General features: G+C 74.0%; 13 protein-coding genes. 8 read left to right on the top strand and 5 right to left on the bottom strand.

Annotated features, from left to right (window positions below; genetic code table 11):
- The first annotated feature begins 92 nt into the window (after nucleotides 1-92).
- From ACLQ24_RS04780 to ACLQ24_RS04755, 6 genes are all read left to right on the top strand, one after another.
- Nucleotides 93-755, top strand: a complete 663-nt coding sequence (locus ACLQ24_RS04780; protein WP_425889170.1) for an adenosylcobinamide amidohydrolase — start codon at nucleotides 93-95, stop codon at nucleotides 753-755.
- Nucleotides 756-819: 64 nt separating this feature from the next.
- On the top strand, nucleotides 820-1,989 hold the full coding sequence (locus ACLQ24_RS04775; protein ID WP_425889169.1) for a CapA family protein: 1,170 nt from the start codon (nucleotides 820-822) through the stop codon (nucleotides 1,987-1,989).
- 41 nt (nucleotides 1,990-2,030) lie between these two features.
- Nucleotides 2,031-2,819, top strand: a complete 789-nt coding sequence (nth, locus tag ACLQ24_RS04770; protein ID WP_425889168.1) for an endonuclease III — start codon at nucleotides 2,031-2,033, stop codon at nucleotides 2,817-2,819.
- The gene (locus ACLQ24_RS04765; RefSeq protein ID WP_425889167.1) at nucleotides 2,816-3,481 is read left to right on the top strand and encodes a TlpA family protein disulfide reductase; all 666 of its coding nucleotides are present in this window, start codon (nucleotides 2,816-2,818) and stop codon (nucleotides 3,479-3,481) included. The genes nth and ACLQ24_RS04765 overlap by 4 nt, the downstream gene beginning before the upstream one ends.
- Nucleotides 3,478-4,170: an NUDIX hydrolase gene (locus tag ACLQ24_RS04760; RefSeq protein WP_425889166.1), complete on the top strand. Its 693-nt coding sequence runs from the start codon at nucleotides 3,478-3,480 to the stop codon at nucleotides 4,168-4,170. Before ACLQ24_RS04765 ends, ACLQ24_RS04760 begins: the two co-directional genes overlap by 4 nt.
- A 63-nt stretch (nucleotides 4,171-4,233) precedes the next feature.
- Nucleotides 4,234-5,412, top strand: a complete 1,179-nt coding sequence (locus ACLQ24_RS04755; RefSeq protein ID WP_425889165.1) for a MarP family serine protease — start codon at nucleotides 4,234-4,236, stop codon at nucleotides 5,410-5,412.
- Between the two features lie 14 nt (nucleotides 5,413-5,426).
- Here the strand turns inward: ACLQ24_RS04755 and ACLQ24_RS04750 are convergent, their stop codons facing one another.
- The 4 genes from ACLQ24_RS04750 to eccCa form a co-directional block, all read right to left on the bottom strand.
- Nucleotides 5,427-6,122, bottom strand: coding sequence for a phosphatase PAP2 family protein (locus ACLQ24_RS04750; RefSeq protein WP_425889164.1), 696 nt, complete (start codon nucleotides 6,120-6,122; stop codon nucleotides 5,427-5,429).
- Nucleotides 6,123-6,159: 37 nt separating this feature from the next.
- Nucleotides 6,160-6,951, bottom strand: coding sequence for a phosphatase PAP2 family protein (locus ACLQ24_RS04745; protein ID WP_425889163.1), 792 nt, complete (start codon nucleotides 6,949-6,951; stop codon nucleotides 6,160-6,162).
- Nucleotides 6,952-7,002: 51 nt separating this feature from the next.
- The gene (mycP, locus tag ACLQ24_RS04740) at nucleotides 7,003-8,334 is read right to left on the bottom strand and encodes a type VII secretion-associated serine protease mycosin (RefSeq protein ID WP_425889162.1); all 1,332 of its coding nucleotides are present in this window, start codon (nucleotides 8,332-8,334) and stop codon (nucleotides 7,003-7,005) included.
- A gap of 74 nt (nucleotides 8,335-8,408) precedes the next feature.
- Entirely contained in the window at nucleotides 8,409-12,383 is a 3,975-nt protein-coding gene (eccCa, locus tag ACLQ24_RS04735; RefSeq protein WP_425889161.1) for a type VII secretion protein EccCa, read from the bottom strand.
- Between the two features lie 101 nt (nucleotides 12,384-12,484).
- On the opposite strand from eccCa, the gene eccD reads away from it, so the two are divergent.
- Nucleotides 12,485-13,900: a type VII secretion integral membrane protein EccD gene (gene eccD, locus ACLQ24_RS04730; RefSeq protein WP_425889160.1), complete on the top strand. Its 1,416-nt coding sequence runs from the start codon at nucleotides 12,485-12,487 to the stop codon at nucleotides 13,898-13,900.
- Nucleotides 13,901-13,931: 31 nt separating this feature from the next.
- On the opposite strand, the gene ACLQ24_RS04725 is transcribed toward eccD, so the two are convergent.
- The gene (locus ACLQ24_RS04725) at nucleotides 13,932-14,438 is read right to left on the bottom strand and encodes an inorganic diphosphatase (protein WP_355052506.1); all 507 of its coding nucleotides are present in this window, start codon (nucleotides 14,436-14,438) and stop codon (nucleotides 13,932-13,934) included.
- A gap of 490 nt (nucleotides 14,439-14,928) precedes the next feature.
- Here ACLQ24_RS04725 and dacB point away from each other — a divergent pair, with 490 nt between their 5' ends.
- Nucleotides 14,929-16,440, top strand: a complete 1,512-nt coding sequence (dacB, locus tag ACLQ24_RS04720; protein ID WP_425889159.1) for a D-alanyl-D-alanine carboxypeptidase/D-alanyl-D-alanine endopeptidase — start codon at nucleotides 14,929-14,931, stop codon at nucleotides 16,438-16,440.
- Nucleotides 16,441-16,539 lie beyond the last annotated feature (99 nt).

Here is a 16,539-nt window from a genome sequence, read left to right as displayed (position 1 = left end):
GATCCCCTCGCGCGCCGCCAAGTCTAGGCGCACGTGAGCACGAATCAGAGGTCGCCCCTGGAATCTTGATGGGTGGGCGTAACCTGCCCGACGTGCTGAGGGACCCGATTCTGACCAGCCGCATCGAGGGCGGCCGGCCCGTGCCGCTGCTCGTCTGGCGTGCCGACGGCCCTCTGCGGGCGGTCAGCAGCGGCCCGCTCGGTGGCGGCGTCGGCGTCCGGCAGTGGGTGCTGAACGCGACAGTGCCCATGTCGTACGACCGGGACGACCCCGCCGCCCACCTGGCCGCGCTCGCCGCGGACCTGGCCCTGGACGGGCCCGGGGTGGGTCTGCTGACCGGCGTCGACGTGACCGAGGTGGTGGCCCGGACGGACACCGGGGTGCGGGCCTGGGCGACCGTCGGGCTCGGCACGCCGATGCCCGCCGCCGCACCGGCCGCAGGCGCGCTCACGCAGCGGGTGGGCACGGTCAACATCGTGGTGTACGTGCCGGCCCGGCTCGCCGACTCGGCGCTCGTCAACGCCGTCGCCACCGCCACCGAGGCGAAGACCCAGGCGATCGGCGAACTGGGGTTGCCGGGCACGGGCACCCCCACCGACGCGGTCACCGTGCTCTGCCCGGTGGACGGGCCGGACGCCGCGTACGGCGGGCCGCGCTCGACGTGGGGCGCCCCGCTGGCCCGAGCCGTCCACGCCGCCGTGCGGTCGGGCGGCGAGCGGCCGGTCGTGCCCTGGTCAGACCGGCTGACCGGCTGACCGGCTGAACTTCCGACCGATCGGCCCTCGTCGGCGCGTTTCGAGGTCGGTATGGTCGCGGGCGATGTACGCTACCGCCCCCCTCGCGCCCCGCCGCGTCGCCATCGGCCTCGCGGCGCTGCTGGCCGCCCTTCTTGCCGCAGGCTGTGCCGACAGTGGGCAGGCACCGGTGTGGCAGCCCGGCGCCGGTGGTGGTGGCACGGGCGCGCCGCTGAGCACGGCCGGTCCGAAGGCCAGCGGCGATGCGTCGACCTCCGGCGGGGGCGGCGCCATCTCGCTCTCCGCGACCGGCGACATCATCATGGGCAACGCGCCGAGCCGGCTGCCCGCCGCCGGGGGCAAGGGCTTCTTCGACTCCGTCACCGGGGCACTCAAGGCCGACCTGGTCATGGGCAACCTGGAGGAGCCGCTGACGGTGGACACCGGCACCGGCAAGTGCGGGGCAAACTCCACCCGCTGCTTCCAGTTCCGGGCCCCGCCGGAGTACGCCGCGCACCTGCGCGACGCCGGCTTCCGGGTGCTCAACCAGGCCAACAACCACGGCTACGACTACGGGCCGAAGGGCTACGAGAACACGCATAAGGCGCTGGAGAAGTACGACCTGGAGCACACCGGCGCACCGGATGAGATCACCGTGGTCGACGTCAAGGGCGTCAAGGTCGCCGTGGCCGGCTTCTCGTCGTACTTCTGGTCCAACAGCCTGGTCGACATCGCCGAGGCGAAGACGGTCGTCGCCAAGGCCGCCACCATGGCGGACCTGGTCGTGGTGCAGGTGCACATGGGCGGCGAGGGAGCGGACAAGACCCGGGTGAAGCCGGGCACCGAGCTGTTCCTCGGCGAGAACCGGGGCGATCCAGTCAGGTTCTCGCACGCGATGATCGACGCGGGCGCGGACCTGATCGTCGGGCACGGGCCGCACGTGCTGCGGGGCATGGAGTTCTACCGGGGGCGGCTGATCGCGTACAGCCTCGGCAACTTCGCCGGCGGCGGCAACTCGTTGAGCAACGCCGGTCGGCTGGGCTGGGGCGGTGTGCTGAAGGTGTCGCTCAAGCCCGACGGCAGCTGGGGTGGCGGTTCGTTCACCTCGACGTACATGAACTCGGCCGGCGAGCCGACGATGGACCCGGACGACCGGGGCCTGGGTCTGGTCACCGAGCTGAGCCGTATCGACTTCCCCCAGGGCGGGGCCCGGTTCGACGGGCAGGGCAGGATCACTGCGCCGACCGGCGGTTGACCCGAGAAGGGACGTCCGGGGTGCGACGTAGGCTGACCGTCGTGACCAGTAGCCCTCCCGGTGCCAGCGAGACCGACCTCGGGCGCAAACGCCGCGCCCGCAAGATCGGCCGGGTACTGGCCGAGACGCACCCCGACGCGCACTGTGAGCTGGACCACTCCAACGCGTTGGAGCTGTCCGTCGCCACCATCCTGTCCGCCCAGTGCACCGACAAGAAGGTCAACGAGGTCACCCCGAAGCTCTTCGCCCGCTACCCGAGCGCCACCGCGTACGCCAGCGCCGACCGGGGCGAGATGGAGGAGCTGATCCGGCCCACCGGTTTCTACCGGAACAAGACCGACTCACTGCTCAAGCTCGGGCAGGCCCTCGTCGACCGGTACGACGGCCAGGTCCCCGGCCGGCTCGCCGACCTGGTGACGCTTCCCGGGATCGGTCGCAAGACCGCCAACGTCATCCTCGGCAACGCCTTCGACGTCCCCGGCATCACCGTCGACACGCACTTCCAACGGCTGGTCCACCGGTGGCGGCTGACCGCCGAGACCGATCCGGTCAAGATCGAGCACGCGATCGGCGCGCTGTACCCCAAGCGCGACTGGACCATGCTGTCGCACCGGATCATCTTCCACGGGCGGCGGGTCTGCCACGCCCGTAAACCGGCCTGCGGTGCGTGCACGCTCGCGAAGCTCTGCCCCTCGTACGGCACCGGCCCCACCGAGCCGCCCGCCGCTGCCAAGCTGCTCAAGGGCCCCCGGGCGCGTGACCTGGCCGTGGCGGCCGGGATCGATGCGGAGCTGGTGCCGGCCCAGGCGGTCGCCGCGGAGGTGCCGTGAACCGCCTGCTCGCGGATGCCGTCAACCGGCTGCTCGCCCTGCTCGCCCTGCCGTTGGCGCTGTTCGTCGGCGGCTGCACCGACGGCCCGGCCGACGATCCCGCGCCGAGGCCGGCCGCCGCCGAGCGACCGGCGCCCTTCCGGGACTGCGCCGCGTTGGGCGCGCCCCCCACGTCGCCCAGCCCCGGCGCTGCGTCCGCTTCGCCCGGCGCCGGCGTGACCGGGGCGGCTGCGGGTGGCCAGGAGCTGCCGGCGCTGACCCTGGCCTGCTTCACCGGCGGTGCGCCGGTCGCGCTGCGTGACGTGGCCGGGCCGGCCGTCATCAACGTGTGGGCCTCCTGGTGCGGGCCGTGCCGCAAGGAGCTGCCCGCGTTCCAACGGCTGAGCGAGCGGACCGCCGGCCAGCTCCAGGTGGTCGGGGTGAACACCCGCGACAGTCGGAGCGGCGCCCAGTCCATCGGCGAGGACTTCGGCGTACGGTTCCCGGTCCTGGTCGACCAGGGGGACGCGCTGCAACGGGAACTGAGGCGCAACGCCTTCCCGCTGACCCTCTTCGTCGACGCGCGGGGCCGCATCCGGCACATCGACTCCACCGGCGCTCTCGACGACGTTCAGCTCGCCACGCTGGTCCGCCAGCACCTGGGCGTGGCGGTGCCGGCGTGACCCGTCGACCTCCGGACTGGATCGACCCCCTGCTGAGCCGGCTGGGCACTGCCCGCGTCGAGGACTTCACCCGCCTGACCACCCCGGCCGAGGGCGGGCGGGAGAGCGCCGTGCTGGTGCTGCTCGGTGAGCAGCCCGACACCGGGCCCGACGTACTGATCCTGCAACGGGCCGCCACCCTGCGAAACCACGCCGGTCAGCCGGCCTTCCCCGGTGGCGCGGCCGACCCGGAGGACGCCGACGCCCGCGCCACCGCGCTCCGCGAGGCGAACGAGGAGGTCGACCTCGACCCGGCCAGCGTGACCGTGCTGGCCGAGCTGCCGAAACTGTGGATTCCGGTCAGCGACTTCGTGGTCACCCCGGTGCTGGCCTGGTGGCACGACCCGCATCCGGTGCACGCCCGGGAGCCCGCCGAGGTGGCGCACGTGGCACGACTGCCGATCCGCGAGCTGGTGGACCCGGCGAACCGGCTCCGGGTCCGCCACCCCAGCGGTTGGGTGGGTCCGGCGTTCTCGTCGCGCGGCATGCTCGTCTGGGGCTTCACCGCCGGAGTGTTGGCGGCCCTGCTCGAGATGGGCGGCTGGGCCCGCCCGTGGTCGCCCGGCCGGCTGGTCGACCTGCCGCCCACGGGCGCCACTCCCGCGCCCTCGGCGGGCACCGACGAGGTCGACGAGACCGCTCTGCGCTGACCACGCGGTCACCTTCCGCAAGCGGCGGTCATCCGGTGGGCGCGGTGCCCGTACGCTGGACCCGTGTCCGTCGTGGATCTCGTTCTCCTGCTGCTCATGCTCGTGTTCGCGATCAGCGGATACCGCCAGGGTTTCGTCATCGGCATCACATCGCTGTCCGGCTTCTTCCTGGGTCTCCTGCTCGGCCTGCAACTCGGGCCGCTGTTCGCCCGGCAGTTCGTCGATGCCGGCACCCGGGTGCTCATCTCACTGGTGGCCATCTTCGGGTTGGGGGTGATCGGGCAGGCGCTCGCCGGCTGGCTCGGCTCGCACCTGCGCAAGACGATCACCAGCGATGTGGGCCGGCGGGTCGACGACATCGGTGGCGCGTTCGTCTCACTGTTCGCGGTGCTCCTGCTGGCCTGGCTGGTCGCCGTACCGCTCGGGTCGTCGTCGGTGCCGTGGCTCGCCGCCTCGGTGCGCAACAGCGCGCTGATCAGCGTGGTGAACGGGGTCCTGCCGGAGGAGGCGCACCGGCTCTCCACAGCCTTGGAGGACACCGTCGACACCGACGGTTTCCCGGACGTCTTCGGCGGCCTCGCGCCCACCCGGGCCCGGCAGGTCGAGCCGCCCGACCCGGCGCTGGCGGGTTCCCAGGTGGTGGTCAACGGTCAGCGTTCGGTGGTCAAGGTGCTCGGCTCCGCGCCCAGTTGTTCGCGCCGCATCGAGGGCTCCGGCTTCGTGTACGCCGACGACCGGGTCATGACCAACGCCCACGTGGTCGCCGGTACGCGCTCGGTTGCGGTGGAGCTGGCAGGGGAGCGGTACGACGGTCAGGTGGTGGTGTACGACCCCAACCGGGACCTGGCAGTGCTGCTGGTCCCGGGGCTCCCCGGCCCGTCGCTGCGGTTCGCCGCCGGCAACGCGGGCAGCGGCTCGGACGCCATCGTGCTCGGCTTCCCGCTCGACGGCCCGTACAACGCGCAGTCCGCCCGGGTTCGTGACGTCGACCGGATCAAGGGGCCGGACATCTACTCCTCCGGTGATGTCACCCGGGAGATCTACACGATCCGGGCGCTGGTACGCAGCGGCAACTCCGGTGGCCCGCTGCTCTCCGCCAACGGCCTCGTGCTCGGCGTCATCTTCGCGGCGGCGGCCGACGATCCCAACACCGGCTTCGCGGTGACCGCGGCCGAGGCCCGTCCGGTGGCGTTGGCCGGCGCGGAGCGCAACCGGGCCGTCGCCACCGGCGAGTGCACCTGACCGTCGGCGGTGGATCAGGTCCGGGCCGGAGCGGCGACCGGCAGCTTCGCGCGTCCCCAGCGCAGTCCCCGGTCCAGGACCGCCCGGGCCATGATCGCGACGCAGGTGCCACCGTTGAGGAAGGATGCCGCCACGTCGCTCGGGTGGTGCATCCCCCGGTACATGCGGGTCAGCGCCACACCCACCGGCACCATCACCAGCAGCGTCCACCAGGCGACCTTCGCGCCGGTGCTGCGCGCCCGCAGGGCCATCAGCACCGCGATACCGACGTAGAGGGCGACCGCCGCCGAGGTGTGCCCGGACGGGAAGCTCGACGTGGGCGGTGAGACATCCATGTGCTCCACCGCCGGCCGCTGCCGGTCGATCACCATCGTGGTCAGCAGGAACACCAGCGCCTGGGCGGTCACGGCCGCGCACAGGAACAGGGGCTCCCGCCAGCGCTTCAGCCAGAGTCGCAGCGCCAGCGCCACCAGTACGGTGACCACGACGATCATCTGAGTACTGGCGAGCGTGCTGAACACCAGCGAGACGTCGTTCCAGCCGCCGGTGCGGTCACCGGCGAACTCCCGGTTGACCGCGTCCTCGACGGTGAACGGCCAGGTCCGGGCGAACACCCGGGTGACCAGGACCCCGAGCAGCACCATGACGCCGAACAGGAGGGACACCGGCAGCAGCACCCGCCGGACGATCTGGACCACGGTGTCGGACATGAGCCGGCCAATACCCGGTCGGCGTCGTCGTCACGCCTCAGGTCGCGTCGGGCTGCCGCTCGACCTCGGGCGCGACACCGTCACGGGTCGGTCGGACCGGCCGGAGGCCCGTGTGCGCCCGCCAACTGGTGAACGCGGCTGTGGTCGCCGCGACCACCGCCACGCCGAGCAGCCAACCGCCGAGTACGTCGCTGGCGAAGTGCACGCCGAGCGCGACCCTGCTCAGCCCGGTCACCAGGGCGATCAGCAGCGCGGCGACCCAGAGCGTGACCCGCGCGGCCCAGCGCCGGACGTACGGCAGGAACACCAGCAGCAGCACGCCGGCGGCCAGGGTGGCGTTCAGCGCATGCCCGGACGGGAACGAGTAGCCGGCGGCCCGCGCCACCGGGTCGAGCAGTTCCGGCCGGTGCCGGCCCACGAGCAACTTGAGCAGCGGACCCATCAACCCGCCGACCACCATCGTGGTGGTCGTCCAGAGAGCCAGTCGGCGGGCCCGTCGGCGCAGCAGCCAGATCACCACCAGCAGCACGGCGACACGCAGCGGCATCGGCGCGAACACCTCGCTCCACACCCGCATCAGTGTGACCCAGGCCGGGTGGTCCACGGCGTGGCCGTGCAGGGCGTCGGTAATCGCCGTGTCCAGCCGGTACAGCGGCGCCCACGCCCCGAGCACCAGCAGCGCGAGCAGGGCGAACGGCACCAGCACCAGGAACGCCGCCGTCGCCGCCAGGGTCAGCCGTAGGCCCAACGAGTGGTCCGGGTCGAGGCGACGCCGACGCCAGGACGGGTGCCGGCTGGTGTCGAGGATACGTTCGGCGGGCGTGCTCATGCGGTCGGTTCTACCCCACCCGCGGGGCAATCAGGCCTGTCGTCTGGGCGTTCAGCGAGCCCGCTGACGGAACCGGCGCACCATCAGCGCCGCGCCGGTGACCAGAGCGGCGAAGAGCACAGCGCCTGCCCACAGTCGCTCAGGGGCGGAATCGGCCGGTACGCCCGCCGCTCGGGCCGTCCACCCCGTCTGCTGTCGGGGATCGGTGAAGCCGAGCGGGTCACTGCCGGCGCCGCTCACCGGGTCGTCGTCGCCCGAGCCGGGGGCCGTCCCGAAGCCGACCACGCCCGGCGAGGTCAGATCGTCCAGCGGGTTGGCGGTGACGGGGGCCACATCCGCCGTCAGCGCGGCCACCGGGTCGACCACCCCGTACCCGAAGCGGTCGTCCCGGCCGGTCGGGCCGATGTCCCGGGCGGTGGCCAGGAGCCGGTTGACCACTTGGCCCGCGGGCATGTCCGGGTAGCGGGACCGGACCAGCGCGGCCGTGGCGGCCACCAGCGGCGCGGCGAAGCTGGTGCCCTGCACCCGCCAGTACGCGTCGCTCGGACGGGCGCCGACCAGGCCGGTGGCGGGGGCGGTGAGCACCGTCGCCTGACCGGTGATCGACCCGGACCACAGGTTGTCGCTGCTGCGCTCCAACCCGGCCACCGCGATCACGCCCGGCTCGCGAGCCGGGTACCAGACCCTGGAGTCGGGCGACGTGGCCAGGTTGCCGGTGCAGGCGACCACCACCACGTCGCGGGCGAACGCGTAGTCCAGAGCCGCGGCCAGGGCCGGGCTGTCGCCGCTGCCGCCCAACGACAGGTTGATCACCCGGGCGCCGTGGTCGACCGCCCACCGGACACCCTTCGCGACGATCAGCGCGTCGTCGTACTTGTTGCGCTCGTCCAGCACGCGCACCGGAAGGATCCGGGAGTCCGGCGCCAGGCCGACCACGCCCCGCTTGTCGTCGTTGCGCCCGGCGATCAGGCCGGCGACCGTGGTGCCGTGGCCCACCGGATCTGGACCGGCGCCGCCGGCCGGCCCGACCAGGTCGAGGCCGGGAAGCACCTGACCGGCCAGGTCGGGATGGTTGGCGTCCACACCGGAGTCGACGACGGCGACGGTCACGCCACGGCCGGTCGAGGTGCGCCAGGCCGAGTCGGCACGCAACTCGTCGAGCTGCCACTGCTCGTCACGGACCTGGTCGGTGTGGGAGACGCTGTCACCGGGTGCGAACGCGGCCGACGCGCCGGCGAGCTGGCCGCCGCTGCTCGGCGCGGTGACGGGTGCGGCGCTCGGAACCGCGACAGCGACCAGCGCCGCCGCACCGAGCAGCGCCCGGCCGGCCCGTCGGGCCACTGCCGGACCGCTGTGCCGAACCCCAGTCACATCCTCTGCCATTCATCCCGACGGAACCATGACGATCGGAGATTACCGGTTTCCCCACCCGTCACGGGAGGAACCGCGAAGACAGGTCACGGTGGCGGCAGATGTGCGAGCTGCACGAGGCGTACGCCCTCCCGTCGGGTGACCAGCCGACCACGACCCGGCGGCAGCGGTCCGGGCCGCACCGGCCCGACGAGCGCGCCCTCCTCGGGGCTGCCCGCCATCATCAGTCCGGCCGTGGAGAGTTCCCGTAGCCGCTGCACGATGGGCTCGTACTGGGCTCGGCCCGCGCCCCCGGAACGGCGGGCCAGCACCAGGTGCAGGCCGACGTCGCGGGCGTGCGGCAGATGCTCCTCCAGCGCCCGCAACGGGTTCGCCGGCCCGGCGGCCACCAGGTCGTAGTCGTCGACCAGCACGAACAGCTCCGGCCCCGACCACCACGAACGGTCGCGCAACTGCTGCGGAGTGACCTCCGGCCCGGGAGCCCGACGCTCCAGGTACCCGGCGGCCGACTCGACCAGGTCGGCGGCGTGCGCGGCGGCGGTGCCGTAACCGATGAGGTGCGGCGTCTCGATGGCGCCGAGCAGGCTGCGCCGGTAGTCGACGAGGATCACCCGGGCCTCCTCCGGCGTGAACCGGGTGGTGATCGAGGCGGCCAGTGCCCGCAGGAACGACGACTTGCCGCACTCGGCGTCCCCGAAGACCACGAAGTGCGGCTCGCCGGCGAAATCGAGCTGCACCGGACGCAGGTCGGCCTCCGCGACTCCGATCGGCAGCCGCAGCCCGTCCGTCGCGGTGAGATCCAGATCGGCGTACGGCAGCACCGGTGGGAGGAGTCGGACCCGGGGCGCCACCGGGCCGGCCCAGCCGTCGGCGACCCGCCCGACCAGCTCGGCGGTGCCACCGCTCGGGCCGGCGAGCCGTGGGAGCGCGGTGAGGAAGTGCAGGCTCTGGGCCGTCACGCCCCGGCCGGGGTGCTCCGGCACGTTCGCCGCGGCCCGCCGGGCCACCAGGGAGTCGGACGGGTCGCCGAGGCGCAGCTCCAGCCGGGAGCCGAACAGGTCCCGGATCGCCGGGCGGAAATCGAGCCAACGCAGCGCCGTGGCGACCACGTGCAACCCGTACGACAGGCCGCGGGTGGCCAGGTCGGTGACCAGGGGTTCCAGGTCGTCGTACTCGTTGCGCAGGGTGCTCCACCCGTCGACCACCAGGAAGACGTCGCCGAACGGGTCGGCGTCCGGCTGGTCGGTCGTCGCCGTCGCGGCCCGCCGCTGCCGGTACGTGGCCATCGACTCCACGCCCAGCTCGGCGAAGCGGCGCTCCCGCTCGGCCAGCAGGGTCGTGATCTCGCCGACGGTGCGGCGTACGGCGGTCGGGTCGGCCCGGCCGGTCACCCCGCCCACGTGCGGCAGGTCGCGCAGCGCCGCGAGACCGCCACCGCCGAAGTCGAGACAGTAGACCTGCGCCTCGGCCGGGGTGTGGGTGAGCGCCAACGCGCAGATCAGCGTCCGCAGCGCGGTGGACTTGCCGCTCTGCGGCGCGCCGACCACCGCCACGTGCCCGGCCGCGCCATCCAGGGCCAGCCAGAGCAGGTCCCGGCGCTGTTCCAACGGCCGGTCCACCACGGCCACCGGTACACCCAGCGCTCCGTGCAGCTCGGGGTTGCCCACGGTGAGCCCGCGCGCCGGGTCCACCTCGACCGGGCCGACCAACTCGTCCAGGGCCGGCGGGTCACCGAGCGGCGCGAGCCACACCTGGTGCGCGGGCGGCCCCTGCCCGACGAGCCGGTCGACCAACAGGTCCAGCAGGGTCTCCCGGCTGCTCTCGTCCTCGGCCACCATGGGCAGGGCCGGGGTCGCCGGCTCGGGCAGCGGCACGGCATGGGTGGTGAACGTGAGCAGGCGGGCACCCTCGTCGGCCGTGGCGCCGGACGTGGCGGCCCGGCGGCGTACGGCGCCGGAGACGTACGCCGCCCTGAACCGGGCCAGCGGGTCGGTGCCGGCGCGTAGGTAGCCGTGGCCCGGCGAGCGGGGCAGCTCGTGCGCGTCCGGCACACCGAGCACCGTGCGGGATTCCAGCGCGGAGAAGGTGCGCAACCCGATCCGGTACGACAGGTGTGTGTCCAGCCCGCGCAACCGGCCCTCCTCCAGGCGCTGACTGGCGAGCAGCAGGTGCACGCCGAGCGACCGACCCAGCCGGCCGATCTGCACGAACAGGTCGATGAAGTCGGGCTTGGCGGAGAGCAGTTCGGAGAACTCGTCGCAGATCAGCAGCAGCGACGGCAGTGGGGCGAGCGGGCTGCCGGCCGTGCGGGTCCGCTCGTAGTCGCGCACGCTGGCGAAGTTGCCGGCGCGGCGCAGCAGCTCCTGCCGTCGGATCAGCTCCCCGTTGATCGCGTCCACCATCCGGTCGACCAGGGGCAGCGCGTCGGCCAGGTTGGTGATCACGGCCGCGGTATGTGGCAGTCGGTCGAACGGTGCGAAGGTGGCACCGCCCTTGAAGTCGACCAGGACGAAGTTGAGCTGCTCGGAGCTGTGCGTCGCGGCCAGCCCCAGCACCAGCGTACGGAGCAGTTCGGACTTGCCCGAGCCGGTGGCCCCGATGAGCAGACCGTGCGGGCCCATCCCGTCCTGGGCGGACTCCTTCAGGTCCAGCTCGATGGCGCCGCCGTCGACGCCCACCCCGATCGGCACCCGCAGCCGGTCCCGGGCCGAGCGCGGCGCCCAGCCCTGCTCGGCGGTGAAGCTCTCCGGGTCGCCGAGGCCGAGCAGCTCCGGCAGGCCCAGCTCGACGTCGAGCGGGGCGTCCGGACCGCGGGCGGTGCCGGCCAGCCGCAGCGGCGCCAACCGCCGGGCGACCGCCTCCGCGTCGGCGAGGTCGAGGTGGTCGGCTCGGCCCACCTCCGCGTGCCCCTCGACCGACCACGAGTGCAGCCGCTCGCCGCGCAGCTCCAGCAGCAGCACGTACCGGTCGAGCAGGCGGGGTGGCGGTGTGTCCAGATCCAGCACGGTGACCGCGTCGATGCCGCCGTCGCCGGTCAGGTCGGTCGCGCCGGTCAGGTCGCCGCCGTCGAGGACCACCACCACGTGCGGACCGTCGGTGGCCGGCCCGGCCGGGCTGAACCGGGAGCGGCTGCCCAACACGTCCCCGAGCAGCCGTTCCAGCTCCGGGGCCGACGAGGTCACCAGCCGCACCGGCCCGAGCGCGTCAGTGCGAGAGGGATGGTGCGCGTGTGGGAGCCACTTCACCCACTCCCAGGCGGCCCGACGCTCGGGGGCGGCGCAGACCGCGATCAGCAGCTCGTCGGGGGCGTGGAACACGGCCAGCTGGGTCAGCGCGGCCCGGACCAGGGCCTGCGCCGCCGGGTCACCGGTGGACGGTCCGCCGGTGGACGGCCCGCCGGTGGCGGTCCGCACGTGCACGCGGGCGAAGCTGCGCAGGGACAGGGCCACCGGCAGTTCCGGCACCACGGAGTACGCGTCCAGGAAGCGGCGCAGCGCGCCGGCGGTCATCGGCTCCAGCTCCTCCAGCGGGCGGGTGACCGGCGGCACGAGCGGGGTGGCCAGCGTCTGCGGCCCGACGGCGACGCGTACCACCGCGAAGTCCGGGTCGGTGGGGCGGCGTTCCCAGACCCGGCGGCTGTCCACCGTGGACCACAGGCGGGTGGGGTCGGGGTGCCGGTAGTAGAGCCCGGCCCGCTGCTGTCCGGCGGTCTGGCGGACCCGGCGGCGCAGTGTCGCCAGGTGGCGCAGGTACTCCCGGCGGGCCGCCATCATCTCGGACTTCTTCGGGGTGCCCGAGGCGCTGCCCCACGTGGTGACCAGCATCGCGAGCGACGAGAGCCCGAACATCCCGCCCACCACGTACGAGTACGCGCCGCCGCCCCGGCCGAACATCATCGCCATCGCCACCGTGCCGCCGAGCATGGGCAGGACCATCAGCATCTGCTGCCACCGCCCACCGGCCACCGCCGGGATCTCCGGCGGCGCCTCGACGGGCAGCTCGCCGACGGGGACCTCCGGCGCTGGCCGACGCGGTGGGCGCTTGATGACGACGGTGGACACTCGGCCTCCTGACTGCGCTCGGTAACCCGAGTCTGGCTCATGGTAGGTAAAGTCCTGTCGTCCCCGCAGCCTCCGATACCATTCGATATGGAGACCAGTCGATGACAACCGGGCTGGCCCGCGTCACCATCAGCGCGCCCCAACGGCGGGTGGACGTCGCCCTGCCGGAGCAGGTGCCCCTGGCCGAGCTGCTGCCCGACGTGCTGCGGCACGCCGGTGAGGGGCTGGCCGACGACGGCGAGCGGCACGGCGGCTGGGTGTTGCGCCGCACCGACGGGGCACCGCTGGCGACCGCGCAGGCGCTGCTGCCGCAGGGGGTCCGCGACGGTGAGGTGCTGCACCTGGTGCCGGCCCGCGCCCACTGGCCCGAGTTGGAGTACGACGACGTCGTGGAGGCCATCGCCGACGGGGCCCGTCGACGCGGAGGTGCCTGGTCGCCCGACGCCACCCGGCTCGCCGGTCTGGCCGGTGCCGGCGTGCCCCTCGCCGTCGGGCTGCTCGCCCTGCTCGCCAGTGGCCCGACCTCGGGTAGCGGCTGGGTCGCCGCGGCCGCCGTGGCGCTGCTGCTCACCGTGGGCGGCACGGTCGCCTCCCGCGCCAACGGCGACGGCGCGGCCGGAGCGACGCTCGGCGGGTACGCCCTGCCGTACGCCTTCGTGGCCGGCGCTGTCGCGGTCGGCTCGGGTGACCCGGTCGGCCCGCTCGGGCCGGTGCGCTGGGTCGGCGCGCCCGAACTGCTGGCCGGCTCGGTGGCGCTGCTACTCGTGGCGCTGACCGGTCTGCTCGGAGTGGCGAGCCGACTGCGGGTCTTCGTGGCCGGTGTCACGGTCGGCCTGCTCGGTGCCGGCGCGGCGCTCGGAGCACTGCTGCTGACCCCCGCAGGCACGGCGGCGGTGGTGCTCAGCGCGCTGGTCTTCGCCATCGGGGCGGTCCCGCTGCTGGCCATCCGGCTGGGCAAGCTGCCGCTGCCGCCGATCACCCTGCCCGCCACCGCCACCGCCACCGCGTCCGCCGCCGAGCCGGAACGGCCCGGGGACCTACCGGACCGGGGCCGGGTGCACGCGGCCGTCACCCGCACCGAGGAGATGCTCACCGGGATGCTGCTCGGGCACGCCGTGCTGACGGTCGGCGCCGCGGTCGTACTCGGGGTTGCCGGTGGGACGGCCGGGCCGGCGCTGGTGGCGGTGGTCTCGTCCGTGCTGCTGCTGCGGTCGCGGCTGTTCGTGGCGCTGCGGCACCGGGTGCCGACGGTGCTGGCCGGGCTGGCCGGCTACGCGGTGCTCGGCGCGGTGCTGGTCGAGCGGGCCGACGACATCGGCCGCCTGGCGCTGGTCCTCGGTGGGGCGGCGCTGGGCCTGGTGACGGTGGCCGCCGGCACCGGGTACGCCCGGCGACCGGTCTCGCCGTACCTCGGACGGGTCGCGGACCTCACCGACACGGCCCTGGTGGTCGCCGTGGTGCCGGTCGCCTGCGCAGTGCTCGACCTCTACGACAGAGCCCGGGGGCTGCTCGGGTGAGCGGCTCCCGGGCCCGGCCGGTGGTCGTACGTCAGTGGGTGGACTCGCCGCGCGCCTCGGCGTCCCGCGCACGCTGGTAGGAGGCGCGGATCTCGGCCTCGGCCTCGGTGCGGCCGACCCAGGTCGCGCCCTCGACCGACTTGCCGGGCTCCAGGTCCTTGTACACCTCGAAGAAGTGCTGGATCTCCAGGCGGTCGAACTCGCCCAGGTGGTGGATGTCGCGCAGGTGCTCCTGGCGGGGGTCCTCGTAAGGCACGCAGAGGACCTTGTCGTCGCCGCCCTTCTCGTCGGTCATGCGGAACATGCCGATGGTCCGGCAGCGGATGAGGCAGCCCGGGAAGGTGGGTTCGGGGACCAGGACCAGCGCGTCCAGCGGGTCGCCGTCCTCGCCCAGCGTGTCCTCGATGAACCCGTAGTCGGCCGGGTACTGGGTGGACGTGAACAGGGTGCGGTCCAGCCGGATGCGGCCGGTCTTGTGGTCCACCTCGTACTTGTTTCGGTGACCCTTGGGGATCTCAACCGTCACGTCGAAATCCATCTGCACGCTCCCTCGTCTGCCCACGCTGGCTAACGGAACCACTGGCGCCCTCCGGACAGGTGAATGCCCACCCGCCGACTCCGGCCGCCGCATAGTCTTCGGACCGAAGTAGTGTCACCCAAGCCGATTTTCGCTGGGGGAGGAGGGGGTCGTGGGGAGGGAAGATTCACACTACCGCCCGGACGGGGGCGCCGCGCGTGGTACCGGACGATCCGGTGCCGGTGGGGCGAGCGGGCGGGTCCCGGTGCCCGACGCGCACTTTCCGCGGCCGCCGGAGGAGTCGGTTCCCGAGCGGCCCCCGCCGCTGCCGTGGCGTCCGTCCGGGTCGACGCCGGCCGGACCGAACAACGGTCGGTTCCCGGTCCTCGGCGCGGATCACCCCACGAGCGGCGCGCGCCCGACGAGGCCCGCACCTGTCCGGCCGGCCCCGACCAACCCGGCCCGGGGCCGGGTGTCCGGTGACGGGCCGACTGTCCGCATCCCGACCGGCGTGCCACCGCTGGGTCCGCCGATCTCCGCGCTGCCGGCGCCGGCCGGCGCCGAACCGCCGGCCGGCGCCGAACCGCCGGTAGCGCCGCGCCGTCGAGGGCGGCTGGTGACCGTGCTGGCCGTGGTGGTGCTGCTGGCGCTGGCCGGCGTGGGTGTCGTGGTGACCCGGCCCGGCCCTGTCGCGGGCTGGCTGGGCGAGGACGCCGCCTCCGGCCCGGCCGGCGCCGCCTCCGCCCCCGAACCCGACCCGTCGGACGTGTTGGGCGGACCCGACCCGAACGCTCCGCTGCCCGCTCCCGACGAGGTACGGGCCGCGCTCGACCCGCTGGTCGGCGTGCCCGCCCTGGGCGACCGGGTGAACGTCTCGGTGGCCGACGTGACCACCGGTCAGACGCTGTACGCCAAGGGGGCGGACGACGGCACGGTGCCCGCCTCGGTGACCAAGCTGGCGACCGCGGTGACCGTGCTGGCCGCCCGCGGCCCCGGATTCCGCATCCCGACCCGGGCGGTGGCCGGCGCCAAGCCCGGCGAGGTGGTGATCGTCGGCGGCGGTGACCCCACGCTCGCAGTGGACAAGAAGGGCTACTACCCCGGCGCGGCACGCCTGGACGACCTGGCCGCGCAGGTGCGTACCGCCCTCGGCGGCACCGCCCCGACCAGCGTCACCGTCGACGGCACCCTGTACTCCGGTCCGCGGTACGGCCCCGGCTGGGACGACGACATCCCCACCGGCGGGTACGGCGGCGCGGTGACCGCGCTGATGACCGACGGCGCACGCACGGACCCGGGCGCCGAGCCTGGAGGCGCCGAGCGGGTCGCCGAGCCCGACCTGGCCGCCGGCAAGTCGTTCGCCCGGCTGCTCGGCGTACCGACCAGCGCCGTCAAGCGGGGTACGGCCCCGGCCCTGGCCACCGCCGCCGCTGGCACCCCGCCGGCCGGTACGGAGTTGGGCGTGGTGCAGTCGCCGCCGCTGATCCGGCTGGTCGACATCATGATCAGCGAGAGCGACAACCTGCTGGCCGAGGCGCTGGCCCGCCAGGTGGCGCTGGCACGCAGCCAGAAGGCGTCGTTCGACGGCGCCGCCGCCGCGATGGACGCCGAGGTGGCGGCGCTGGGTCTGCCCGCCGAGGAGATCACCCTCTCCGACGGCAGCGGGCTGTCGCGCCGCAACCGGATCAGCCCGTCCCTGCTCACCGACCTGATCCGGCTGGCCGCGAGCTCGGACCATCCGGAGCTGGCCGGCGTCTTCGGCGGCCTGCCGGTGGGCGGCTGGTCCGGCACGTTGGGCGAGCGGTACCGGGGCGCCCCCGGGACCGCCGCCGGCGCCGGCGCCGTACGCGCGAAGACCGGCACACTGAGCGGGGTGCACGCCATCGCCGGCCTGGTCACCACGGCCGACGGTCGACTGCTCACCTTCGCGGTGCTCACCGACAAGGTGCCCGGTGGGACGGACACCACCCAGCCGGCGCTGGACCGCATCGCCGCCGCGCTCGCCGGCTGCGGCTGCCGCTGACCACCGTCGAGGCGGGGTCTGGGGTCGACGCGCGGGCGGCGATCGGCGTCGATCGCCGACGCGAGCCCGGGCCGGGGTGTCGCGACGCGGGTACGGTGG

The organism is Micromonospora sp. DT4, from assembly GCF_049841675.1.
Taxonomy (GTDB): domain Bacteria; phylum Actinomycetota; class Actinomycetes; order Mycobacteriales; family Micromonosporaceae; genus Micromonospora.
This window is presented reverse-complemented; position numbering and strand designations above follow the sequence as displayed.

What these genes read in the sequence shown, in the direction of transcription:
- ACLQ24_RS04775 (WP_425889169.1), top strand. Translation starts at nt 820, where the DNA reads ATGTACGCTACCGCCCCCCTCGCGCCCCGCCGCGTCGCCATCGGCCTC.
- ACLQ24_RS04750 (WP_425889164.1), bottom strand. Translation starts at nt 6,122, where the DNA reads ATGTCCGACACCGTGGTCCAGATCGTCCGGCGGGTGCTGCTGCCGGTG.
- ACLQ24_RS04745 (WP_425889163.1), bottom strand. Translation starts at nt 6,951, where the DNA reads ATGAGCACGCCCGCCGAACGTATCCTCGACACCAGCCGGCACCCGTCC.
- mycP (WP_425889162.1), bottom strand. Translation starts at nt 8,334, where the DNA reads ATGGCAGAGGATGTGACTGGGGTTCGGCACAGCGGTCCGGCAGTGGCC.
- eccD (WP_425889160.1), top strand. Translation starts at nt 12,485, where the DNA reads ATGACAACCGGGCTGGCCCGCGTCACCATCAGCGCGCCCCAACGGCGG.
- ACLQ24_RS04725 (WP_355052506.1), bottom strand. Translation starts at nt 14,438, where the DNA reads ATGGATTTCGACGTGACGGTTGAGATCCCCAAGGGTCACCGAAACAAG.